The sequence below is a fragment of the Vibrio sp. RC2502 genome (assembly GCF_054850435.1).
Map to the genome: position 1 here is coordinate 1234518 of NZ_CM141453.1, position 16404 is coordinate 1250921.

The window sequence follows — 16404 nt, forward strand, 5'->3', positions numbered from 1 at the left end:
GTCGCATAAAGCAAACGTTCTCCCAATCAAGAGTTGGTCATATCCGATTAATGTTTAGGCAGTTGAATGTGAGTTGGGCGACAAAATAAAAAGCCCGCTTGAGTAGCGGGCTTTATGACGTTTGTTTTTCTAAACTAGAAGTACACGTTAGCCCACCAAGAACTTGTCCAAGTGCGCCACCAAGCAAGATCTGCTGAGTTTGTCTTATTAAGACAAACAGCAACTTTCGCTTTTTGGTTCTGGTTAAATTCTTGTAACATAGTGAGCCTTAAATTACGTGCTTTGTATTTGTGTACTAGTTAACTAGTGCGAGAGTAAAAAGTCAACCCCAAAACAGCATTAAAACGACAAAAATATGAGAATTGATTTACATAGTCACACCACGGCGTCCGATGGTCGATTAGAACCGAAAGATTTAGTGGATAGGGCACTGGGTTTTGATATCGAGGTTTTGGCGATTACAGATCACGACACGGTTGACGGTTTAGCGCGTGCCAAACAATACGTTGAAGAGAATGACTTGCCGATAAAAATCATTAACGGTATTGAAATATCAACCGTTTGGCAGAATAAAGATATCCATATCGTTGGTTTGAATATTGATCCTGAAAATCCTGCATTAGCGGCATTGATTGAGCAACAAAAGCAACATCGTGTGGCTCGTTCTGAGCTGATCGCTTCTCGTCTGCAAAAGGCCACTCGTGAAGGGGTGTTAGAAGAAGTTCAGCAACTGGCTGGTGACGCGCCGATTACCCGAGCTCACTTTGCTAAGTGGCTAGTTGATAATGGTTATGCGAAAACCATGCAAATGGTGTTCAAAAAGTATCTCACTCGCAATAACCCAGGTTATGTACCGCCAAATTGGTGTTCAATGAAAGAGGCTGTCGATGCTATCCATGCCGCTGGTGGTAAAGCGGTATTGGCGCATCCGGGCAGATATCAGTTGACAGCAAAGTGGATTAAGCGTCTTCTAGCTGCGTTTGTTGAAGCTAACGGAGATGCAATGGAAGTTGCTCAACCGCAGCAAGCACAACAAGAAAGACGCAACTTGGCTGATTATGCTATACAATACAAACTATTAGCCTCTCAAGGCAGCGATTTTCACTATCCATCTCCTTGGATGGAATTAGGCAGAAACCTGTGGTTACCTGCAGGTGTTGAACCCGTTTGGAAAGATTGGGGCATCGATCCTTCGTTGGATGTATCCAAGTAACGTCAAGACGTTAGTTTCAGCGAGAATGACTTGGGTATAATGCTCAACAAGACGGCATTCAAGCTCCACAAAAATATAGAGCCGAGAGGCTCGATAATGAGGAATTACAATGAGCCAGTTTTTTTACGTTCATCCAGAAAACCCACAGGCTCGCTTGATCAATCAAGCAGTAGCAATCATTCGTAATGGCGGTGTCGTGGTTTACCCGACAGATTCAGGGTATGCACTTGGTTGCCAATTGGAGAACAAACAAGCGCTAGAGCGCATTTGTCAGATTCGTCGCTTAGATGATAAGCACAACTTCACGTTGTTGTGTCGCGATTTGTCAGAAATTTCTCTGTATGCGCGCGTGGACAACGGAGCATTCCGACTACTGAAAAACAACACTCCTGGTCCTTACACGTTCATCTTCAAAGGTACGAAGGAAGTTCCTCGTCGCTTGATGAATGCGAAACGTAAGACTATCGGTATTCGTGTGCCAAATAACCAAATCGCATTGGATCTTCTCGAAGCACTGGGTGAGCCATTGATGTCAACGTCATTGATTCTGCCTGGTAGCGATGTGACAGAGTCTGATCCGGAGGATATCCGCGACAAACTTGAACATGCCGTTGATGTGATCCTGAATGGTGGTTACTTAGGTGAGCAACCTACTACAGTGATTGACTTCAGCGAAGGTGATCCAGAAGTGGTTCGAATTGGTTCTGGCGATCCATCACCATTCGAATAAGTTGAAATACCAACATAAACAAAAGGAGGCTATCAGCCTCCTTTTTCATTATTTATACTTGAGCAGTGTTTACGCCGAATAAAGATGGCTTATGCGAATTCGAAAATGTCGATACCGTGGTGTTCAGCATAGTTTATGTAAGCTGAATTAACGCCATTTAGCGTGACTTCTACGTTGTATTCTTCGCTAGAGAATACTGCCCAACCACATTCGTTGTAGCTAAGGGTCAGGTCATCCGCTGAATCTAGGAAAGTATCGCGAATGCCATCACCATCTGTATCTTTACCCAAATCAAAGACCAGTTTGTCGTGGAAGATATTAAAGTCGAGAACATCGGCTTCTATCTCAATGTCATTGGAGGATACCGGTTGATCAGGAACGCCAATCGCCAGACGATTGGTAAAGACAAATGTGTCGTCACCACAGCCCCCGCTCAACACTGACTCGCCATCGCCGATCACAAGCGTATCGTTACCCCAGCCCCCACTGATGAAGTTGTTGCCTGAATAGTCGAAAATAACATCATCACCGCATCCACCAAACAATGAATCATTACCTAGACCACCTGAGATGAAGTCATTCCCAAAACCGCCAGAAATAAAATCGTTGCCACGACCGCCTAGCAGAGTGTCGTCTCCCCAGCCGCCAAAAATATAATCATTGCCGCCGTAGCCTACAAACTTATCGTTACCGCCAAATCCGAAAAAGATGTCGGTGGTTTCAGAGCCTTTTGTTCCTGTTAAATCGTCATCTCCGGATGTGCCAAAAATCCAATTTAGGTCAAGATTTGTCTTAGACATTTTTTATTCCTTTTATCTGATTACCATAGCCAGCAAGCTAAATGGGTTATTGTTGTTATAACCCTGACAATTTTATCAGCTGAGACCGTTTGAAAGAGGATAGGAACGACCCATAATAGTTCGATTCTGCATGGGAATATCTCATACTTAGTAGGACAAAAGTTGGGCCGAGAGTTTGTATTGAACGGTAAATTGTGGGCGGAGAATTGGCAGGATTTCACTTACATTAAATGCAAGAATCGCGTATAATGACCGACCGAAAAAATCCCATCTACATGGGTAACTTGCACAATGAAGGCCAATTCTGGTCTCGACGTCTGTGAAGACGACACATAGGTAGATAAATGAGCGAAAAGTTACAAAAAGTATTAGCACGTGCTGGACACGGTTCTCGTCGTGAGATCGAATCGTTAATTAAATCCGGACGCGTAAGCGTGAACGGTGTGGTCGCTAAACTTGGTGAAAGACTGGAAGATGAGAGCAGTGTAGTTCGTATCGATGGTCACATTGTATCTGCAAAGGTTCAAGAAGAAGTGATCTGTCGTGTACTTGCGTACTACAAGCCTGAGGGTGAGCTGTGTACTCGTCATGACCCAGAAGGCCGTCGCACGGTTTTCGACCGTCTGCCAAAAATTCGTGGCTCTCGTTGGATCTCTGTTGGTCGTTTGGATGCAAACACGTCTGGTCTGCTACTTTTCACTACTGATGGTGAATTAGCAAACCGTCTAATGCACCCAAGTCGCCAAGTTGAGCGTGAATACCTAGTGCGTGTGTTTGGTGAAGTAACCGAACAAAAAGTTCGTAATCTAGTAAAAGGGGTTGAACTGGAAGACGGTTTAGCTCGCTTTGAAGACGTTGTCTACGCAGGTGGTGAAGGTATGAACCACACTTTCTACGTAGTGATCAACGAAGGTCGTAACCGCGAAGTTCGTCGTCTATGGGAATCTCAAGAGTGTACCGTTAGCCGTCTGAAACGTGTTCGTTACGGTGATATCTTCCTAGACAAAAAACTGCCTCGTGGCGGTTGGATGGAACTGGATCTGAAAGAAGTAAACTACCTGCGTGAGCTTGTAGAACTTCGCCCAGAGAAAGAAACCATGCTAGATTTGAGCAAGGATAATACGTCACGTAAGCGTGAACGTGCTCGCAGCCAAAAAATCCGCCGCGCGGTTAAGCGCCATGAAGAACGTGTAAGCACGTCTAAAGGTCGCAGCAACAATCCTGCTCGTCGTAAGCCAAAGAAAAATGCTGGCGAACAAGGTGCACGCAACAAGCATCGTTAATCGAGAGCGAAAAACGAAAATCAGAAAGGCTTGCCAATTGGCAGGCCTTTTTCTTATACGCAAAAAGGCCATTTTTCTATCTTCGGTGATGTTTGAACATAAAAAAACACCAGCACTAGGCTGGTGTTTTTATTAATAAGAGAAGGAGCGTTAGTCGCGCTTCCAAAGCATATGGCAGAACTTATGTTCTGGGTCTCGGCTGATTAGCATACGAGCGAATACGTCATCAAGTACGTCATTTTCTTCGTTTACTAGGCCGATTCTAACTTCTGCATACACTTCTTTGTCGACCTCAAAGCCCACATGTTCAACCCAGTCTTCACCAGTTTCAACAAGTTCTGCGGCACCGCGATCTTCAAATTGAGCAGTAAACAGAATGACATCAGCTGGCTCTAGATTGTCTGGAGCCATTTCAAGGAAGATGTCGTACGCTGCGTCGATAACGTCGTCGTAAGAAATCAAATCAGACATGCTTATGCTCGGCTCATGTATTTACGTTCAGCAGTGTTGATAACTACACGGTCACCAGTTGCGATGTATTCTGGAACTTGAACCACTAGACCTGAAGCAAAACGCGCAGGTTTAGTACGAGCAGAAGCTGAAGCGCCTTTGATTGAAGGGTCAGTTTCTTCGATGACTAGTTCAACAGAAGAAGGCAGTTCAAGACCTACAGCAGAACCGTCCACAAGGATAATGTGAATACCTTGCGTGTCTTCGTTGATGAACAACATGTCGTCTTCAACTTCATTGTGTTTGAATGTGTACTGTGAGTAGTCTTCGTTATCCATAAAGATATGCTCATCGCCGTCAGCGTATGAGTACACAACTGCTCGTTTGTTCATCTCAACTGTTTCTACAACGTCATCAGACTTGTAACGCTCGTCTACGCGTGCGCCAGTTGTTAGATCTGTACAACGCATTTTGTAGATTTTAGCGCCGCCACGACCGCCAGGAGTCGTTACTTCGATGTCTTTAACTAGAAGAGTTTTACCATTAGACTCGATTGCGAAGCCTTTTTTGATTTCACTTGCCTTTGGCATTGTATATTCCTATTCATACTTATTAAGCAAAACTCGCTGATTATAGCGCTAAGTTTGTTGTGTGGCACCAAAATTCATCGTGATTGTTGAATCAAGATTAAACGTTTGATTAGGCTTGATTCCGAATTGGGGCTAGGGGATCATAAGCGAATCTTACTGACAAACTTTGAGCGCGCTTTTTAATCCATGTCTCTTCCAGTTATCGATCCTAAACAACCTTTTCAACCAGAGTTTGCTCCTTTAATCAAAGAAGTGTTGATGTGCCTAAAAGGCGGTCTAGGGCAAAATCTTCACAGCGTTTATGTGTACGGAAGTGTTGCGCGAAAAACGGCAGTAGCAGGAAAGTCTAACCTAGATTTAGTTGTGGTGACAAAGTCGACGTTTGAGAACAACCGAGCGACGTTGCTCAATACTATAAAGTGGCGAGCTCAGCAAAATCACCCGCAAGTCAAGGGAGTGGCGATAAGAACGGCACTTGTTAGCGAAGTTGCCAATCTTGATAGCATTTTTACTTGGGGCTTTATGCTCAAGCACTGCTGTGTTTGTGTGCATGGCGATGACTTGGCTGATTGTTTTGGCGATTATGTGCCGAGTTGGGAAATTGCCAAGCACTGGAATATGGATGTTGAAGAATGGCTAGCGGTGTATCGAGCTAAGATTGTTCAGGCGACAAGCCTTGAGGAGCAAGTTCGTGCGCAGGTAGTCATCGCTAAAAAGTTATTAAGAGCTTCTTACTCTTTGGTGATGTATCGCGATAAGCGCTGGTTTGATGATCCAATAGAATGTGGTGAAGTGTTTTTGCAATATCATCCCGAGAAAAAACTGGAGATTGACCGCCTCTGCATATTGTTATCTGGAAGGCCAATTCCCAAGCGTTCGGTCATTGGCCTAATTGATGCTTTTGGTGGCTGGCTCGTGAAGCAGTACCAAAAGACTGAGTTTCGTATTGGTTAGAACAGTCCCATCTGTGGTGCTGAGAGGGTTTCAAAGTCTGTGCCGATAAATGGCAGAATCGCATCTGCAACAGGCTTTAGCTGTTTGTCGATGTAGTGCTGGTAGTCGATAGGACTGTTACGGTACTCATGAGGCTCAGGGCCATTTAGGGTAATCAAATACTCTATGCGCCCACGATTTTGATACTGTAAAGGTCGGCCAAGCTTGGCATTAATGTCGTCGGCTAAACGTGCTGCACGCACTTGAGGTGGAATGTTTTTTTGGTACTCATGCAGCTTTCGGCGTAGTCGCTTTTGATAAACCAATTGGTCATCAAACTCCCCATTATTGGTTTTTTCTACTACTTCACGCACATAGTCACTCGGGTCTTCGCCGTGAAATACCATTCGATAGAGAGTGTTTTGGAATTTTTGCGCTAATGGCGTCCAGTCGGTACGCGCACTTTCTAGCCCTTTGAATACAATGCGCTCTTGTTCTCCTTCACCAATTAAACCCGCATAACGTTTTTTCGAGCCCGTTTCCGCGCCACGAATAGTTGGCATCAGAAACTTGCGGTAGTGAGTTTCATATTCAATTTCAAGCATTGAAGTGAGGTTGTACTCAGCGCGAAGATGCTCTTGCCACCAAGAGTTTATGTATTCAACCAAGTGATTGCCGACTTCATCCGCTTCCGCTTGGCTGTATGAACCATTCAAAGAGACAAATGTTGAGTCTGTATCTCCATAAATCACTTGATAGCCTTTGTTTTCAATCAGCACTTTAGTTTGCTTCATGATTTCATGCCCACGCATGGTGATGCTGGAAGCTAATCGAGTATCAAAGAAACGACATCCCGATGAGCCCAATACGCCATAAAACGAGTTCATGATGATTTTGATTGCTTGAGAAAAAGCTTTCTCGTTGTTTTTCTTCGCAACATCTCGTGCCGCCCAAAGCTTTTCGATCATCTCTGGCAAAAAGTGTTTCGAACGATGAAACTGACCACCACGAAAACCAGGTACGGCTTGATCGTCATCCTTACCAATGTCCAGTAATAAACCCTCGACCAAACCCATAGGGTCGATCAAGAAAGAGCGAATAATAGAGGGATATAGACTCTTAAAATCCAGCACTAAAACTGAGTCATAAAGGTTAGGGATTGAGTCCATTACGTAACCGCCGGGACTCGCAATCCAGTTTTCAGGGTGCAAATTGGGTGCGACGTAACCTGCTCGATGAATTTGTGGCAAATAAAGATTGGTGAACGCCGCGACTGAGCCTCCGACGCGATCCAACTCAACTCCCGTCAACCTCGACCGTTCAATAGCAAACGCGAGGAGATGAGTGTGTTCGAAGATTTTGTTTACTAGCACGCAATCTTGAAGGTTGTATTTGGCAAGTGAAGGCTTATCGGAGCGATACATGCGATTGATTTCGTCCATACGGTCATGCACGTTATGGATCTCTTTGCCTTCACCGAGTAGTTCTTGTGAAACCGATTCTAATGACCAAGACCGAAAGTGATAAGTCGCGGTTTTTAGTGTATCGATGCCATCGAGTACTACACGTCCGGGAATTGAGATAAACCCCTGTTGGCTTTGGGATGAGCTACGAAAGAAGCTTGGCTGATCGGCGCGACCCAACATCAACTTCATGTTGTGCCATTCCGCACGTTTATGAAGGAGACGAAAATCGAAGTCGATAACATTCCAACCAACAATAACATCAGGATCGAACGACTTAAACCAAGCAATCAATGCTTCGAGTAGTGCTTTTTCATTTTGAACCCATTGAACATTTGTTTCAGCCGGTTCTGGTTCTCCAATCATAATGACTCGAGAGTCATGAGGGCTATCCAAACCGATGGAGTAAAGAATGCCTTTTTCTGAACACTCCAAGTCTAGCGAAACGACATGCAACTTAGGCTCATAGTCACCACTTCGACATTTTGCATTCTGGATACGATGAAAGCCATTTCGCGATTGCTGATGACCTGTAAACTCCACACTCCCTTTAATAAAGCGCTCCATTAGATAGCGGTCAGCGAGTCGTATATCGCCTTCGTAAGTCACGATATCTTGCTGTGAGAGCAGACCTTGTAATACGAGTGCTTCTTTGGTTACTTTCGTATAGCAAGCTGCGAGAGGGGTATGCTCGAACGTTTTCAGTTCAAGAGTTCGAATTTCAACTTGAATACTTTTCGATAGCGCCAGGTTTTGGGTTTGCTCAATGTACTCTTGAGCGATGAAGAACACGGGTTTCTCACCATTGATCAATAGTTGAGTCGGGCCTGCTTCTGTCGCAAGCCACAACTCTATCTGAGTTTGGCCTTTGATGTCTCGTGCTTGGCGAGTAAGTAGGAAACCTTGTTGGATGTTCAAAAGAGAGAAACCTTATAAATTTTTCAAGTCGCCATTCTAACATTATGGACTGTAAAAATAACCAGTAATAGAAAATGGAATTAGATACTTCTGCATAGTTACTTCTGGCTTGTTTAATCGGAGGTTTTTAGCAATTACAAATGGCTTAAAAAAGGATTTCTAGTTAACGATTTCTGTATATTAAACCACCAGATCTGCTAGTTGTTTTCTCGTTTGCAAGTTAAGTGATTCTCATATATCGAGGTTATATGGATATAGATACTTGATTTGTTGGGGGTAATGTTGTTAATTAGTTTTTCCTAGATTTCGGCTCTGCACATCACGCTCTGAAATAATAGAGTGGTTTATGAATAAGTTCTTGCTAAAGTTTGCGTTTCAGCACATATTCATAGAAAGCAATTTTTTGCCAAATACGTTAGTATATAGGCAGTCATACTGATATCCACATTTAGTAAAGTTATGTGGGTGCAGAGCCAATAAAAAGTGTGGAGATACAAGTTTGATTAATGTTTTCCTTGTAGATGATCACGAGCTGGTTCGCACAGGGATACGACGTATTATTGAAGACGTCCGTGGAATGAACGTAGCAGGAGAAGCTGACAGCGGTGAAGATGCAGTGAAATGGTGTCGCAGTAATCATGCTGACGTCGTTTTAATGGACATGAACATGCCTGGGATTGGCGGCTTGGAAGCCACCAAGAAAATTCTTCGCGTGAATCCAGATGTGAAAATCATCGTACTAACCGTTCATACGGAAAATCCGTTTCCAACCAAAGTGATGCAGGCTGGTGCTTCTGGTTATTTAACCAAAGGTGCAGGGCCGGATGAAATGGTAAATGCAATTCGTGTGGTTAATAGTGGGCAGCGTTATATCTCTCCAGAGATAGCGCAGCAAATGGCATTGAGCCAATTCTCACCAGCCTCTGAAAACCCATTTAAAGATTTGTCCGAACGTGAACTGCAAATCATGCTTATGATCACGAAAGGTCAGAAAGTAACGGATATTTCTGAGCAACTTAACTTAAGTCCAAAGACAGTCAACAGCTACCGCTATCGACTGTTTAGCAAGCTGGACATTAATGGTGACGTTGAGTTAACACACTTAGCGATTCGCCACGGAATGCTGGACACCGAGACCCTTTAGTGTGAATCCTCCTTTCGATTCGGCTTCCTTTCTCAAGACAGTAACTCATCAGCCCGGCGTGTACCGCATGTACAACGCCGATGCTGTTGTTATTTACGTCGGTAAAGCCAAAGATCTTCAAAAACGCCTTTCTAGTTACTTTCGCAAAAAAGTCGACAGTGAAAAAACACGCGCTTTGGTGAGCAATATTGCCAAAATAGATGTCACGGTGACGCATACCGAGACAGAAGCGCTGATTCTTGAACACAATTACATCAAGCAGTATTTACCGAAATACAACGTGCTTCTGCGTGATGATAAATCGTACCCTTATATATTCATTAGCGGTCATAAACATCCGAGATTGTCGATGCACCGTGGGGCCAAGAAGCGTAAAGGCGAGTATTTTGGTCCTTACCCTGACTCAGGGGCGGTACGAGAAACGCTGCACTTGCTGCAAAAAATATTTCCTATTAGACAGTGTGAAGATACGGTTTACTCCAATCGAACGCGCCCTTGCTTGATGTATCAAATTGGTCGTTGCGCTGGCCCGTGTGTGAGCTCGATTATCTCAGATGAAGAGTATGCAGAGCTGGTGGGTTTCGTCCGTCTATTTCTGCAAGGTAAAGATCAGCAAGTACTGAAGCAGTTGATAGAGAAAATGGAGGTTGCAAGTCAGCAACTTCGGTTTGAAGACGCGGCAAAGTTTCGTGATCAGATACAAGCGATAAGACGAGTCCAAGAACAGCAATATGTATCGGAAGACAGCATGGATGATATGGATGTGCTGGGTTTTGCGCAAGAGAACGGCATTGCTTGCATCCACATATTGATGATTCGTCAGGGTAAAGTGTTAGGCAGTCGCAGTCATTTCCCTAAGATTCCTCAAAACACGAGCCAACAAGAGGTATTCGATAGCTTTTTGACTCAGTACTACCTGAGCCACAATGAGGCGCGAACAATCCCATCTCGAATAATACTGAACCAAGAGTTGGCCGACGATCTCGAACCCATTCAAAAAGCACTGAGTGAAGTCGCAGGACGTAAGGTTTATTTTCATACTTCTCCGACTGGTGCGAGAGGGAGATATCTTAAGCTGTCTAATACCAATGCACTTACTGCCATCACGACAAAAATCAACCATAAGATGACGATCAACCAACGTTTCAAAGCACTTCGCGAGACGTTGGGAATGGAGTCTATTATGAGGATGGAGTGTTTTGATATTTCCCATACGATGGGCGAGAGCACTATCGCATCATGTGTGGTCTTCAACAACGAAGGTCCGGTAAAGCAAGAATACCGACGCTATAACATTACTGGAATCACGGGTGGCGATGATTATGCAGCGATGGGGCAGGCGTTAGAGCGGCGCTACTCAAAGCAGTTGGACGTAGAAAAAATCCCTGACATCATCTTTATTGATGGTGGTAAAGGTCAGTTAAATCGTGCGCATGAAATCATCGCCCAGTATTGGGGAGATTGGCCTAAGCGACCAATCATGATTGGTATTGCCAAAGGTGTAACACGTAAACCTGGCCTTGAAACCTTAATTACGGTTGATGGCGAAGAGTTCAACTTACCTAGTGACGCTCCAGCGCTACACTTGATTCAACATATTCGCGATGAGAGTCATAATCATGCGATTGCGGGTCACAGAGCGAAACGTGGTAAAACTCGACGTACAAGCGCGTTGGAGGGGATTGAAGGTGTTGGGCCAAAACGACGCCAAGCTTTATTGAAATACATGGGTGGATTGCAGGAACTTAAGCGTGCAAGTGTTGAAGAAATCGCCAAAGTACCGGGAATTAGTCACTCTTTAGCAGAAATTATTTTCCAAGCATTGAAACAATAAGGAAAATCCAGCAACATAAACACGCAATGTGTAAGAGAATAATAAAATGCGTTTGAATATCCCGAACATTCTGTCCCTTCTTAGACTGTTCTTAATCCCTGTATTCGTGGTTGTCTTCTATCTGCCTTATTCTTGGGCTCCCTTTGCGGCAGCAATGGTGTTCTGGGTTGCAGGTTTTACCGACTGGTTAGATGGCATGCTAGCTCGTAAACTTGGCCAAACTTCAAGGTTTGGTGCGTTTATCGATCCAGTCGCTGATAAAGTACTGGTTGCGACAGCGTTGATTTTGATTACAGAGCACTACCACACCATTTGGGTAACTATCCCTGCTGTAACCATGATTGCGCGAGAGATTATCATCTCTGCATTGCGTGAATGGATGGCTGAAATCGGTAAACGCGCAAGTGTCGCTGTATCCTGGGTTGGTAAAGTAAAAACAGTTTCTCAGATGTTTGCATTATGGGTTCTGATTTGGCGCTATGACGAATGGATGGTTTGGCTAGGCTTTGCCGCTCTTTACGTCGCTACATTCCTAACATATTGGTCGATGGTTCAGTATCTTGCAGCAGCAAAAGATGATTTGCTGAACGAAGAACATCACTAAACGAGATTAAGAAAGCAGGTCGCTATGCCTGCTTTTTTTTGTGCATTTCGAATGACTTTCTAAAAATAGAAATGTGATCTTAATCTTGTTTTTTGTTCAGTCGGTGTTTGTTAGATTTGTAATTGTCCAATTATCTCTACTTGAAATGTCGAGAACCTACCGTAGCAGCGGGTGCTGAGTAGCCATAAACTCAAGATAAACAAGTGTAATTGGTCATGTTTTCGTATCAAAACTAATCAATCCACAGTCTTTCGCACAAAATCTGGTCAAACGATTTAAAAAAATAAAAATAGTGTTGACTCGATCGCTCGAATCCGTAGAATGCATCCCGTACCCAAGAGAGCACGGCTTGAAAGGGTGGTGAAAAGAGCGATGCTTACTTCACAAATGAGGCGCCTTGGCAGAGTGGCTATGCAGCGGATTGCAAATCCGTGGACCTCGGTTCGACTCCGGGAGGCGCCTCCATTATTCTTTTGAGAGTGAATTGCTTTCGAGAATAAATGCGACACTAGCTCAGTTGGTAGAGCGCAACCTTGCCAAGGTTGAGGTCACGAGTTCGAACCTCGTGTGTCGCTCCAAATTATAGATATGGCGTTATGCGGTATCAGATGGTGTTTTACTTTTCTGTAAAGGCATCACAAAGAATATTTGTGTGCCCTGGTGGTGGAATTGGTAGACACAAGGGATTTAAAATCCCTCGACGTTCGCGTTGTGCCGGTTCAAGTCCGGCCCGGGGCACCATCTTAAATCTGCGACACTAGCTCAGTTGGTAGAGCGCAACCTTGCCAAGGTTGAGGTCACGAGTTCGAACCTCGTGTGTCGCTCCAGATTGATAAGCCCAGCTTTTTAGCTGGGCTTTTTCGTATTTGTTGTTTCTCAACAACTTCAAAAAGTAAGTCCGACTCTCGCCAAACAAATAAATGCAAATTCTAAGCTATCTGGGAAACCAGTTCTTTTAAATGCACATCCATACTATTCAACCAGTTTTATTTATGACTTTGTTAGATGCATATCGACAGAACAAGATAAATTCACCTCTATCAGGTAAGTTATTGAGATCAGAATAAGAATGGTTTTGTTGTGATCGCTGTCAACTTATGAATTGTGAAAAGTCGTTGCCAGAAGATTTTATTTTGTGATAAATTCGCGCGCAATCTCGGAGCGTAATTTATGACGCTAGTTCTCTGGGGGATACGCGTAGTGACCATTCAAGCTGATTGTGACACTACGTAGGGTAGGTATCGGTAAAGCCATTTGTCGATAGACGGGATACTAATGCTGTAAATGCAGCATGCTAATGGGAAACCCAACATTGAAACCTTTGAATAAACACACACTAATCAGCTTCATACTGCCGAAATGTCCTGTTTTACAAAACGGTTGCATTACGGAACCTTGATTAATTCCCAGCACAAATAAAAGTCACCGATGTTGTGACTGACTATCTGTATTTGTCTTTTACGTAGCGACAAATGCGGAGGTTTACCTATATCTCCTGTAATTAAATTCAAACGAAAATAAATACAGGTTCGAGAATTATTACAATTCAAGGGATTAAGTAGTATGAGCACTGCCTTTGAAGTCGATAACACTATCGCAAACATTTTTTCTTCTCAGGTTCCTTTAGTTGAGGGAACGTATGACTTAACGCCGGATCAAGTTCTATTAGAACAGGCGGAGCATGAATCTGAGGTTCGTTCTTATCCACGTCGTCTACCGATTGCGATTAAGCAAGCATATGGCTGTTTGGTAGAAGATACTCGTGGTCAAGTCTTCCTAGATTGTCTAGCTGGTGCTGGTACTTTAGCGTTGGGTTACAACCATCCTGAAATTAACCAAGCGTTAAAAGAGCAGTTAGACTCTGGTCTGCCTTATCAAACTCTTGATATTGCCACTTCTGCTAAAACTCACTTTATTAAGTCTGTTAAGTCTTTTCTTCCTCAAGAGCTGGGCGATAACTGTGTTATTCAGTTCTGTGGACCATCGGGTGCTGATGCGGTTGAAGCTGCGATCAAGCTAGCGAAACAAACGACAGGTCGTAATACCATGTTTGCTTTCCGTGGTGCATACCACGGTATGACAAACGGTACGATGGGCATGATGGGTAATTTAGGAACAAAAGCGCGTCGTACTGGCTTAATGTCAGATGTGCACTTTATGCCTTTCCCATACAACCTACGCTGTCCATTTGGTCTTGGCGGTGACGAAGGTGCGAAAGCAAGTATTCGTTATATCGAGCGTTTATTGAACGATGATGAAGCGGGTATCATGAAACCTGCTGCGATCATCGTAGAGCCAGTACAAGGTGAGGGCGGTGTTATTCCTGCTCCAGCATTCTGGTTGCGCGAACTACGTCGTATTTGTGATGAGCACGGTATCCTGCTGATTTTTGATGAAATCCAGTGTGGTGTGGGTAAATCTGGTTACAACTTCGCTTTCGAAGAAGCGGGTATCGTGCCTGATGTATTGTGTCTTTCTAAAGCGATTGGCGGCGGCTTGCCAATGTCACTGCTTGTGATCAATAAGCAACACGATACGTGGAAGCCAGGCGAGCACACGGGCACATTCCGTGGTAACCAACTTGCAATGATTTCAGGTGCTAAAGCGCTTGAAATTATCCGACGTGACAACCTTGTTGAGCATGCGAACGTTGCTGGCCAATACCTACGTTTTGGTCTTGAAAGCATCCAAAAACGTGTTAACTGTATTGCTGAAGTTCGTGGCAAAGGCTTGATGCTAGGCGTTGAAATCAAGAATCCTAACGGCGAGCTTAACAAGTTTGGTGAACCTCTTGCTGACGGTCAGTTGACCCTAGCGATTCAACGTGCTGCGCTTGAGCGTGGTTTGATGGTTGAGAAAGGCGGCCGCGAAGGTTCTGTTATTCGCTTCCTTCCACCACTTATCATTTCATTCGAACAGATTGACTTCGCATTACGTGTGCTTGAAGAAGCGATCATCGCCGCAGGCGGTAGCCACGTTGAAGCTGTACCACAAGAAGAGTGGAAAAAGCACTTCATCCATACCGGTGAACTAGGCAGTGCTGAGTTTGCATCAGTAATGAACCACACAACTGCTGCAATGAAGTCAGTGTTTGAACAAGTTAACGCACCATACTCAGGTATGGAGCCTAAAGCGTTAGAAGATGCGATCAACGCGGTTGACCTAGACAACAAAAATGCGCCACTTAAATCCGTAATCGATGATGCGGCAGAGCTGGTGGCAAAGAACGCTATCTTCACTCAACACCCTGATTGTATCGCGCATTTGCATACGCCTCCTTTAATGCCGGCTGTTGCAGCAGAGGCGATGATTGCAGCACTGAACCAATCAATGGATTCATGGGACCAAGCATCTTCTGCAACTTACGTTGAGCAAAAAGTGGTCAATTGGCTGTGCGGCAAGTACGACTTAGGCGAAAAAGCCGATGGTATTTTCACTAGCGGTGGCACTCAAAGTAACCAAATGGGTTTGATGCTGGCACGTGATTGGATCGCAGATAAGCTAAGTGGTCACTCAATCCAGAAGTTAGGTCTGCCTGACTACGCTGACAAACTTCGCATCGTATGTTCTAAGAAATCACACTTCACAGTTCAAAAGTCTGCATCTTGGATGGGTCTTGGTGAGAAAGCGGTGATGACTGTGGATGCAAACGCTGATGGCACCATGGATATCACGAAGCTAGATGAAGTAATTGCGCAAGCGAAAGCTGAAGGGCTAATTCCATTTGCGATTGTTGGTACTGCGGGTACGACGGATCACGGCGCAATTGATGACCTAGACTTCATCGCCGACATGGCAGTCAAGCACGACATGTGGATGCATGTGGATGGTGCTTACGGCGGTGCGCTGATCCTTAGCAGTCATAAGTCTCGTCTGAAAGGCGTTGAGCGCGCTCACTCTATCAGTGTCGATTTCCACAAATTGTTCTACCAAACAATCAGCTGTGGCGCACTTTTGGTGAACGACAAGTCGAACTTTAAGTTCTTGCTTCATCACGCAGATTACTTGAACCGTGAGCACGATGAGCTACCAAACTTGGTCGATAAATCTATCGCGACAACCAAACGTTTCGATGCATTGAAAGTCTTTATGACCATGCAAAACGTGGGTCCGAAGGCACTGGGTGGCATGTACGATCATCTACTCGCTCAAACGCTTGAAGTGGCTGACATGATCCGTACAAACGATCAATTCGAACTACTAGCTGAGCCTTCACTGTCGACGGTATTGTTCCGTGCAACACACGAAACAGCAGATCTTGATGAACTGAACAAAGCGCTACGTTTAGAAGCGTTGACTCGCGGTATCGCGGTATTGGGTGAAACCATTGTCGACGGTAAAACCGCGCTTAAATTTACGATTTTGAACCCGTGTCTAACGACTGCGGACTTTGAATCTTTGCTCTCTAAAATCAATATGCTAGCAGTTGAGCTAGTTTAACA

Annotated in this window: 13 protein-coding genes, 4 tRNA genes and 1 other annotated feature; of the genes, 12 read left to right on the forward strand and 5 right to left on the reverse strand. The window is 44.4% G+C overall.

Annotation, left to right across the window (positions count from 1 at the left end; translation table 11 throughout):
- Nucleotides 1-84 precede the first annotated feature (84 nt).
- Nucleotides 85-188, reverse strand: a sequence feature (Trp leader region).
- On the reverse strand, nucleotides 135-260 hold the full coding sequence (locus ACYJZR_RS05760; RefSeq protein WP_005465085.1) for a trp operon leader peptide: 126 nt from the start codon (nucleotides 258-260) through the stop codon (nucleotides 135-137). Its footprint overlaps the feature before it by 54 nt.
- Before the next feature lie 95 nt (nucleotides 261-355).
- Between ACYJZR_RS05760 and rnm the strand changes: the two genes are divergently transcribed.
- Together rnm and ACYJZR_RS05770 are read left to right on the forward strand one after the other, a co-directional pair.
- Nucleotides 356-1213, forward strand: coding sequence for an RNase RNM (gene rnm / locus ACYJZR_RS05765; RefSeq protein ID WP_005465084.1), 858 nt, complete (start codon nucleotides 356-358; stop codon nucleotides 1211-1213).
- Between the two features lie 109 nt (nucleotides 1214-1322).
- Complete coding sequence (locus ACYJZR_RS05770; RefSeq protein ID WP_017448415.1) at nucleotides 1323-1943, forward strand: L-threonylcarbamoyladenylate synthase; 621 nt, start codon at nucleotides 1323-1325, stop codon at nucleotides 1941-1943.
- A gap of 89 nt (nucleotides 1944-2032) precedes the next feature.
- On the opposite strand, the gene ACYJZR_RS05775 is transcribed toward ACYJZR_RS05770, so the two are convergent.
- A complete protein-coding gene (locus tag ACYJZR_RS05775; RefSeq protein ID WP_218755844.1) occupies nucleotides 2033-2743 on the reverse strand; it encodes a calcium-binding protein in 711 nt (236 codons plus the stop codon).
- Between the two features lie 344 nt (nucleotides 2744-3087).
- Here ACYJZR_RS05775 and rluB point away from each other — a divergent pair, with 344 nt between their 5' ends.
- On the forward strand, nucleotides 3088-4026 hold the full coding sequence (gene rluB / locus ACYJZR_RS05780) for a 23S rRNA pseudouridine(2605) synthase RluB (protein WP_005465081.1): 939 nt from the start codon (nucleotides 3088-3090) through the stop codon (nucleotides 4024-4026).
- Nucleotides 4027-4176: 150 nt separating this feature from the next.
- Here the strand turns inward: rluB and ACYJZR_RS05785 are convergent, their stop codons facing one another.
- Together ACYJZR_RS05785 and efpL are read right to left on the reverse strand one after the other, a co-directional pair.
- Nucleotides 4177-4497: an HI1450 family dsDNA-mimic protein gene (locus ACYJZR_RS05785; RefSeq protein ID WP_005465080.1), complete on the reverse strand. Its 321-nt coding sequence runs from the start codon at nucleotides 4495-4497 to the stop codon at nucleotides 4177-4179.
- 2 nt (nucleotides 4498-4499) lie between these two features.
- On the reverse strand, nucleotides 4500-5066 hold the full coding sequence (gene efpL / locus ACYJZR_RS05790; RefSeq protein WP_005465079.1) for an elongation factor P-like protein EfpL: 567 nt from the start codon (nucleotides 5064-5066) through the stop codon (nucleotides 4500-4502).
- A gap of 186 nt (nucleotides 5067-5252) precedes the next feature.
- Between efpL and ACYJZR_RS05795 the strand changes: the two genes are divergently transcribed.
- Entirely contained in the window at nucleotides 5253-6020 is a 768-nt protein-coding gene (locus ACYJZR_RS05795) for a nucleotidyltransferase domain-containing protein (protein ID WP_005465078.1), read from the forward strand.
- On the opposite strand, the gene ACYJZR_RS05800 is transcribed toward ACYJZR_RS05795, so the two are convergent.
- The gene (locus ACYJZR_RS05800; protein ID WP_406965875.1) at nucleotides 6017-8380 is read right to left on the reverse strand and encodes a DNA polymerase II; all 2364 of its coding nucleotides are present in this window, start codon (nucleotides 8378-8380) and stop codon (nucleotides 6017-6019) included. The genes ACYJZR_RS05795 and ACYJZR_RS05800 overlap by 4 nt on opposite strands.
- Before the next feature lie 499 nt (nucleotides 8381-8879).
- On the opposite strand from ACYJZR_RS05800, the gene uvrY reads away from it, so the two are divergent.
- The 8 genes from uvrY (at nucleotide 8880) to ACYJZR_RS05840 (ending at nucleotide 16402) form a co-directional block, all read left to right on the forward strand.
- Nucleotides 8880-9524 (forward strand): UvrY/SirA/GacA family response regulator transcription factor, encoded by a 645-nt coding sequence (uvrY, locus tag ACYJZR_RS05805; protein WP_005386783.1) that lies wholly within the window; start codon nucleotides 8880-8882, stop codon nucleotides 9522-9524.
- A gap of 1 nt (nucleotide 9525) precedes the next feature.
- On the forward strand, nucleotides 9526-11358 hold the full coding sequence (uvrC, locus tag ACYJZR_RS05810) for an excinuclease ABC subunit UvrC (protein ID WP_406965873.1): 1833 nt from the start codon (nucleotides 9526-9528) through the stop codon (nucleotides 11356-11358).
- Nucleotides 11359-11404: 46 nt separating this feature from the next.
- The gene (gene pgsA / locus ACYJZR_RS05815) at nucleotides 11405-11962 is read left to right on the forward strand and encodes a CDP-diacylglycerol--glycerol-3-phosphate 3-phosphatidyltransferase (RefSeq protein WP_005494716.1); all 558 of its coding nucleotides are present in this window, start codon (nucleotides 11405-11407) and stop codon (nucleotides 11960-11962) included.
- A 391-nt stretch (nucleotides 11963-12353) separates the two neighbouring features.
- A tRNA-Cys gene (locus ACYJZR_RS05820) sits at nucleotides 12354-12427 on the forward strand.
- Nucleotides 12428-12464: 37 nt separating this feature from the next.
- Nucleotides 12465-12540 (forward strand) — tRNA-Gly (locus tag ACYJZR_RS05825).
- A 76-nt stretch (nucleotides 12541-12616) separates the two neighbouring features.
- Nucleotides 12617-12703 (forward strand) — tRNA-Leu (locus tag ACYJZR_RS05830).
- Between the two features lie 10 nt (nucleotides 12704-12713).
- Nucleotides 12714-12789 (forward strand) — tRNA-Gly (locus tag ACYJZR_RS05835).
- 736 nt (nucleotides 12790-13525) lie between these two features.
- Nucleotides 13526-16402 carry a pyridoxal phosphate-dependent class III aminotransferase gene (locus ACYJZR_RS05840; RefSeq protein ID WP_406965870.1) on the forward strand — a complete coding sequence of 959 codons (2877 nt, stop codon included), beginning with the start codon at nucleotides 13526-13528 and terminating at the stop codon, nucleotides 16400-16402.
- The last annotated feature ends 2 nt before the right edge of the window (nucleotides 16403-16404 follow it).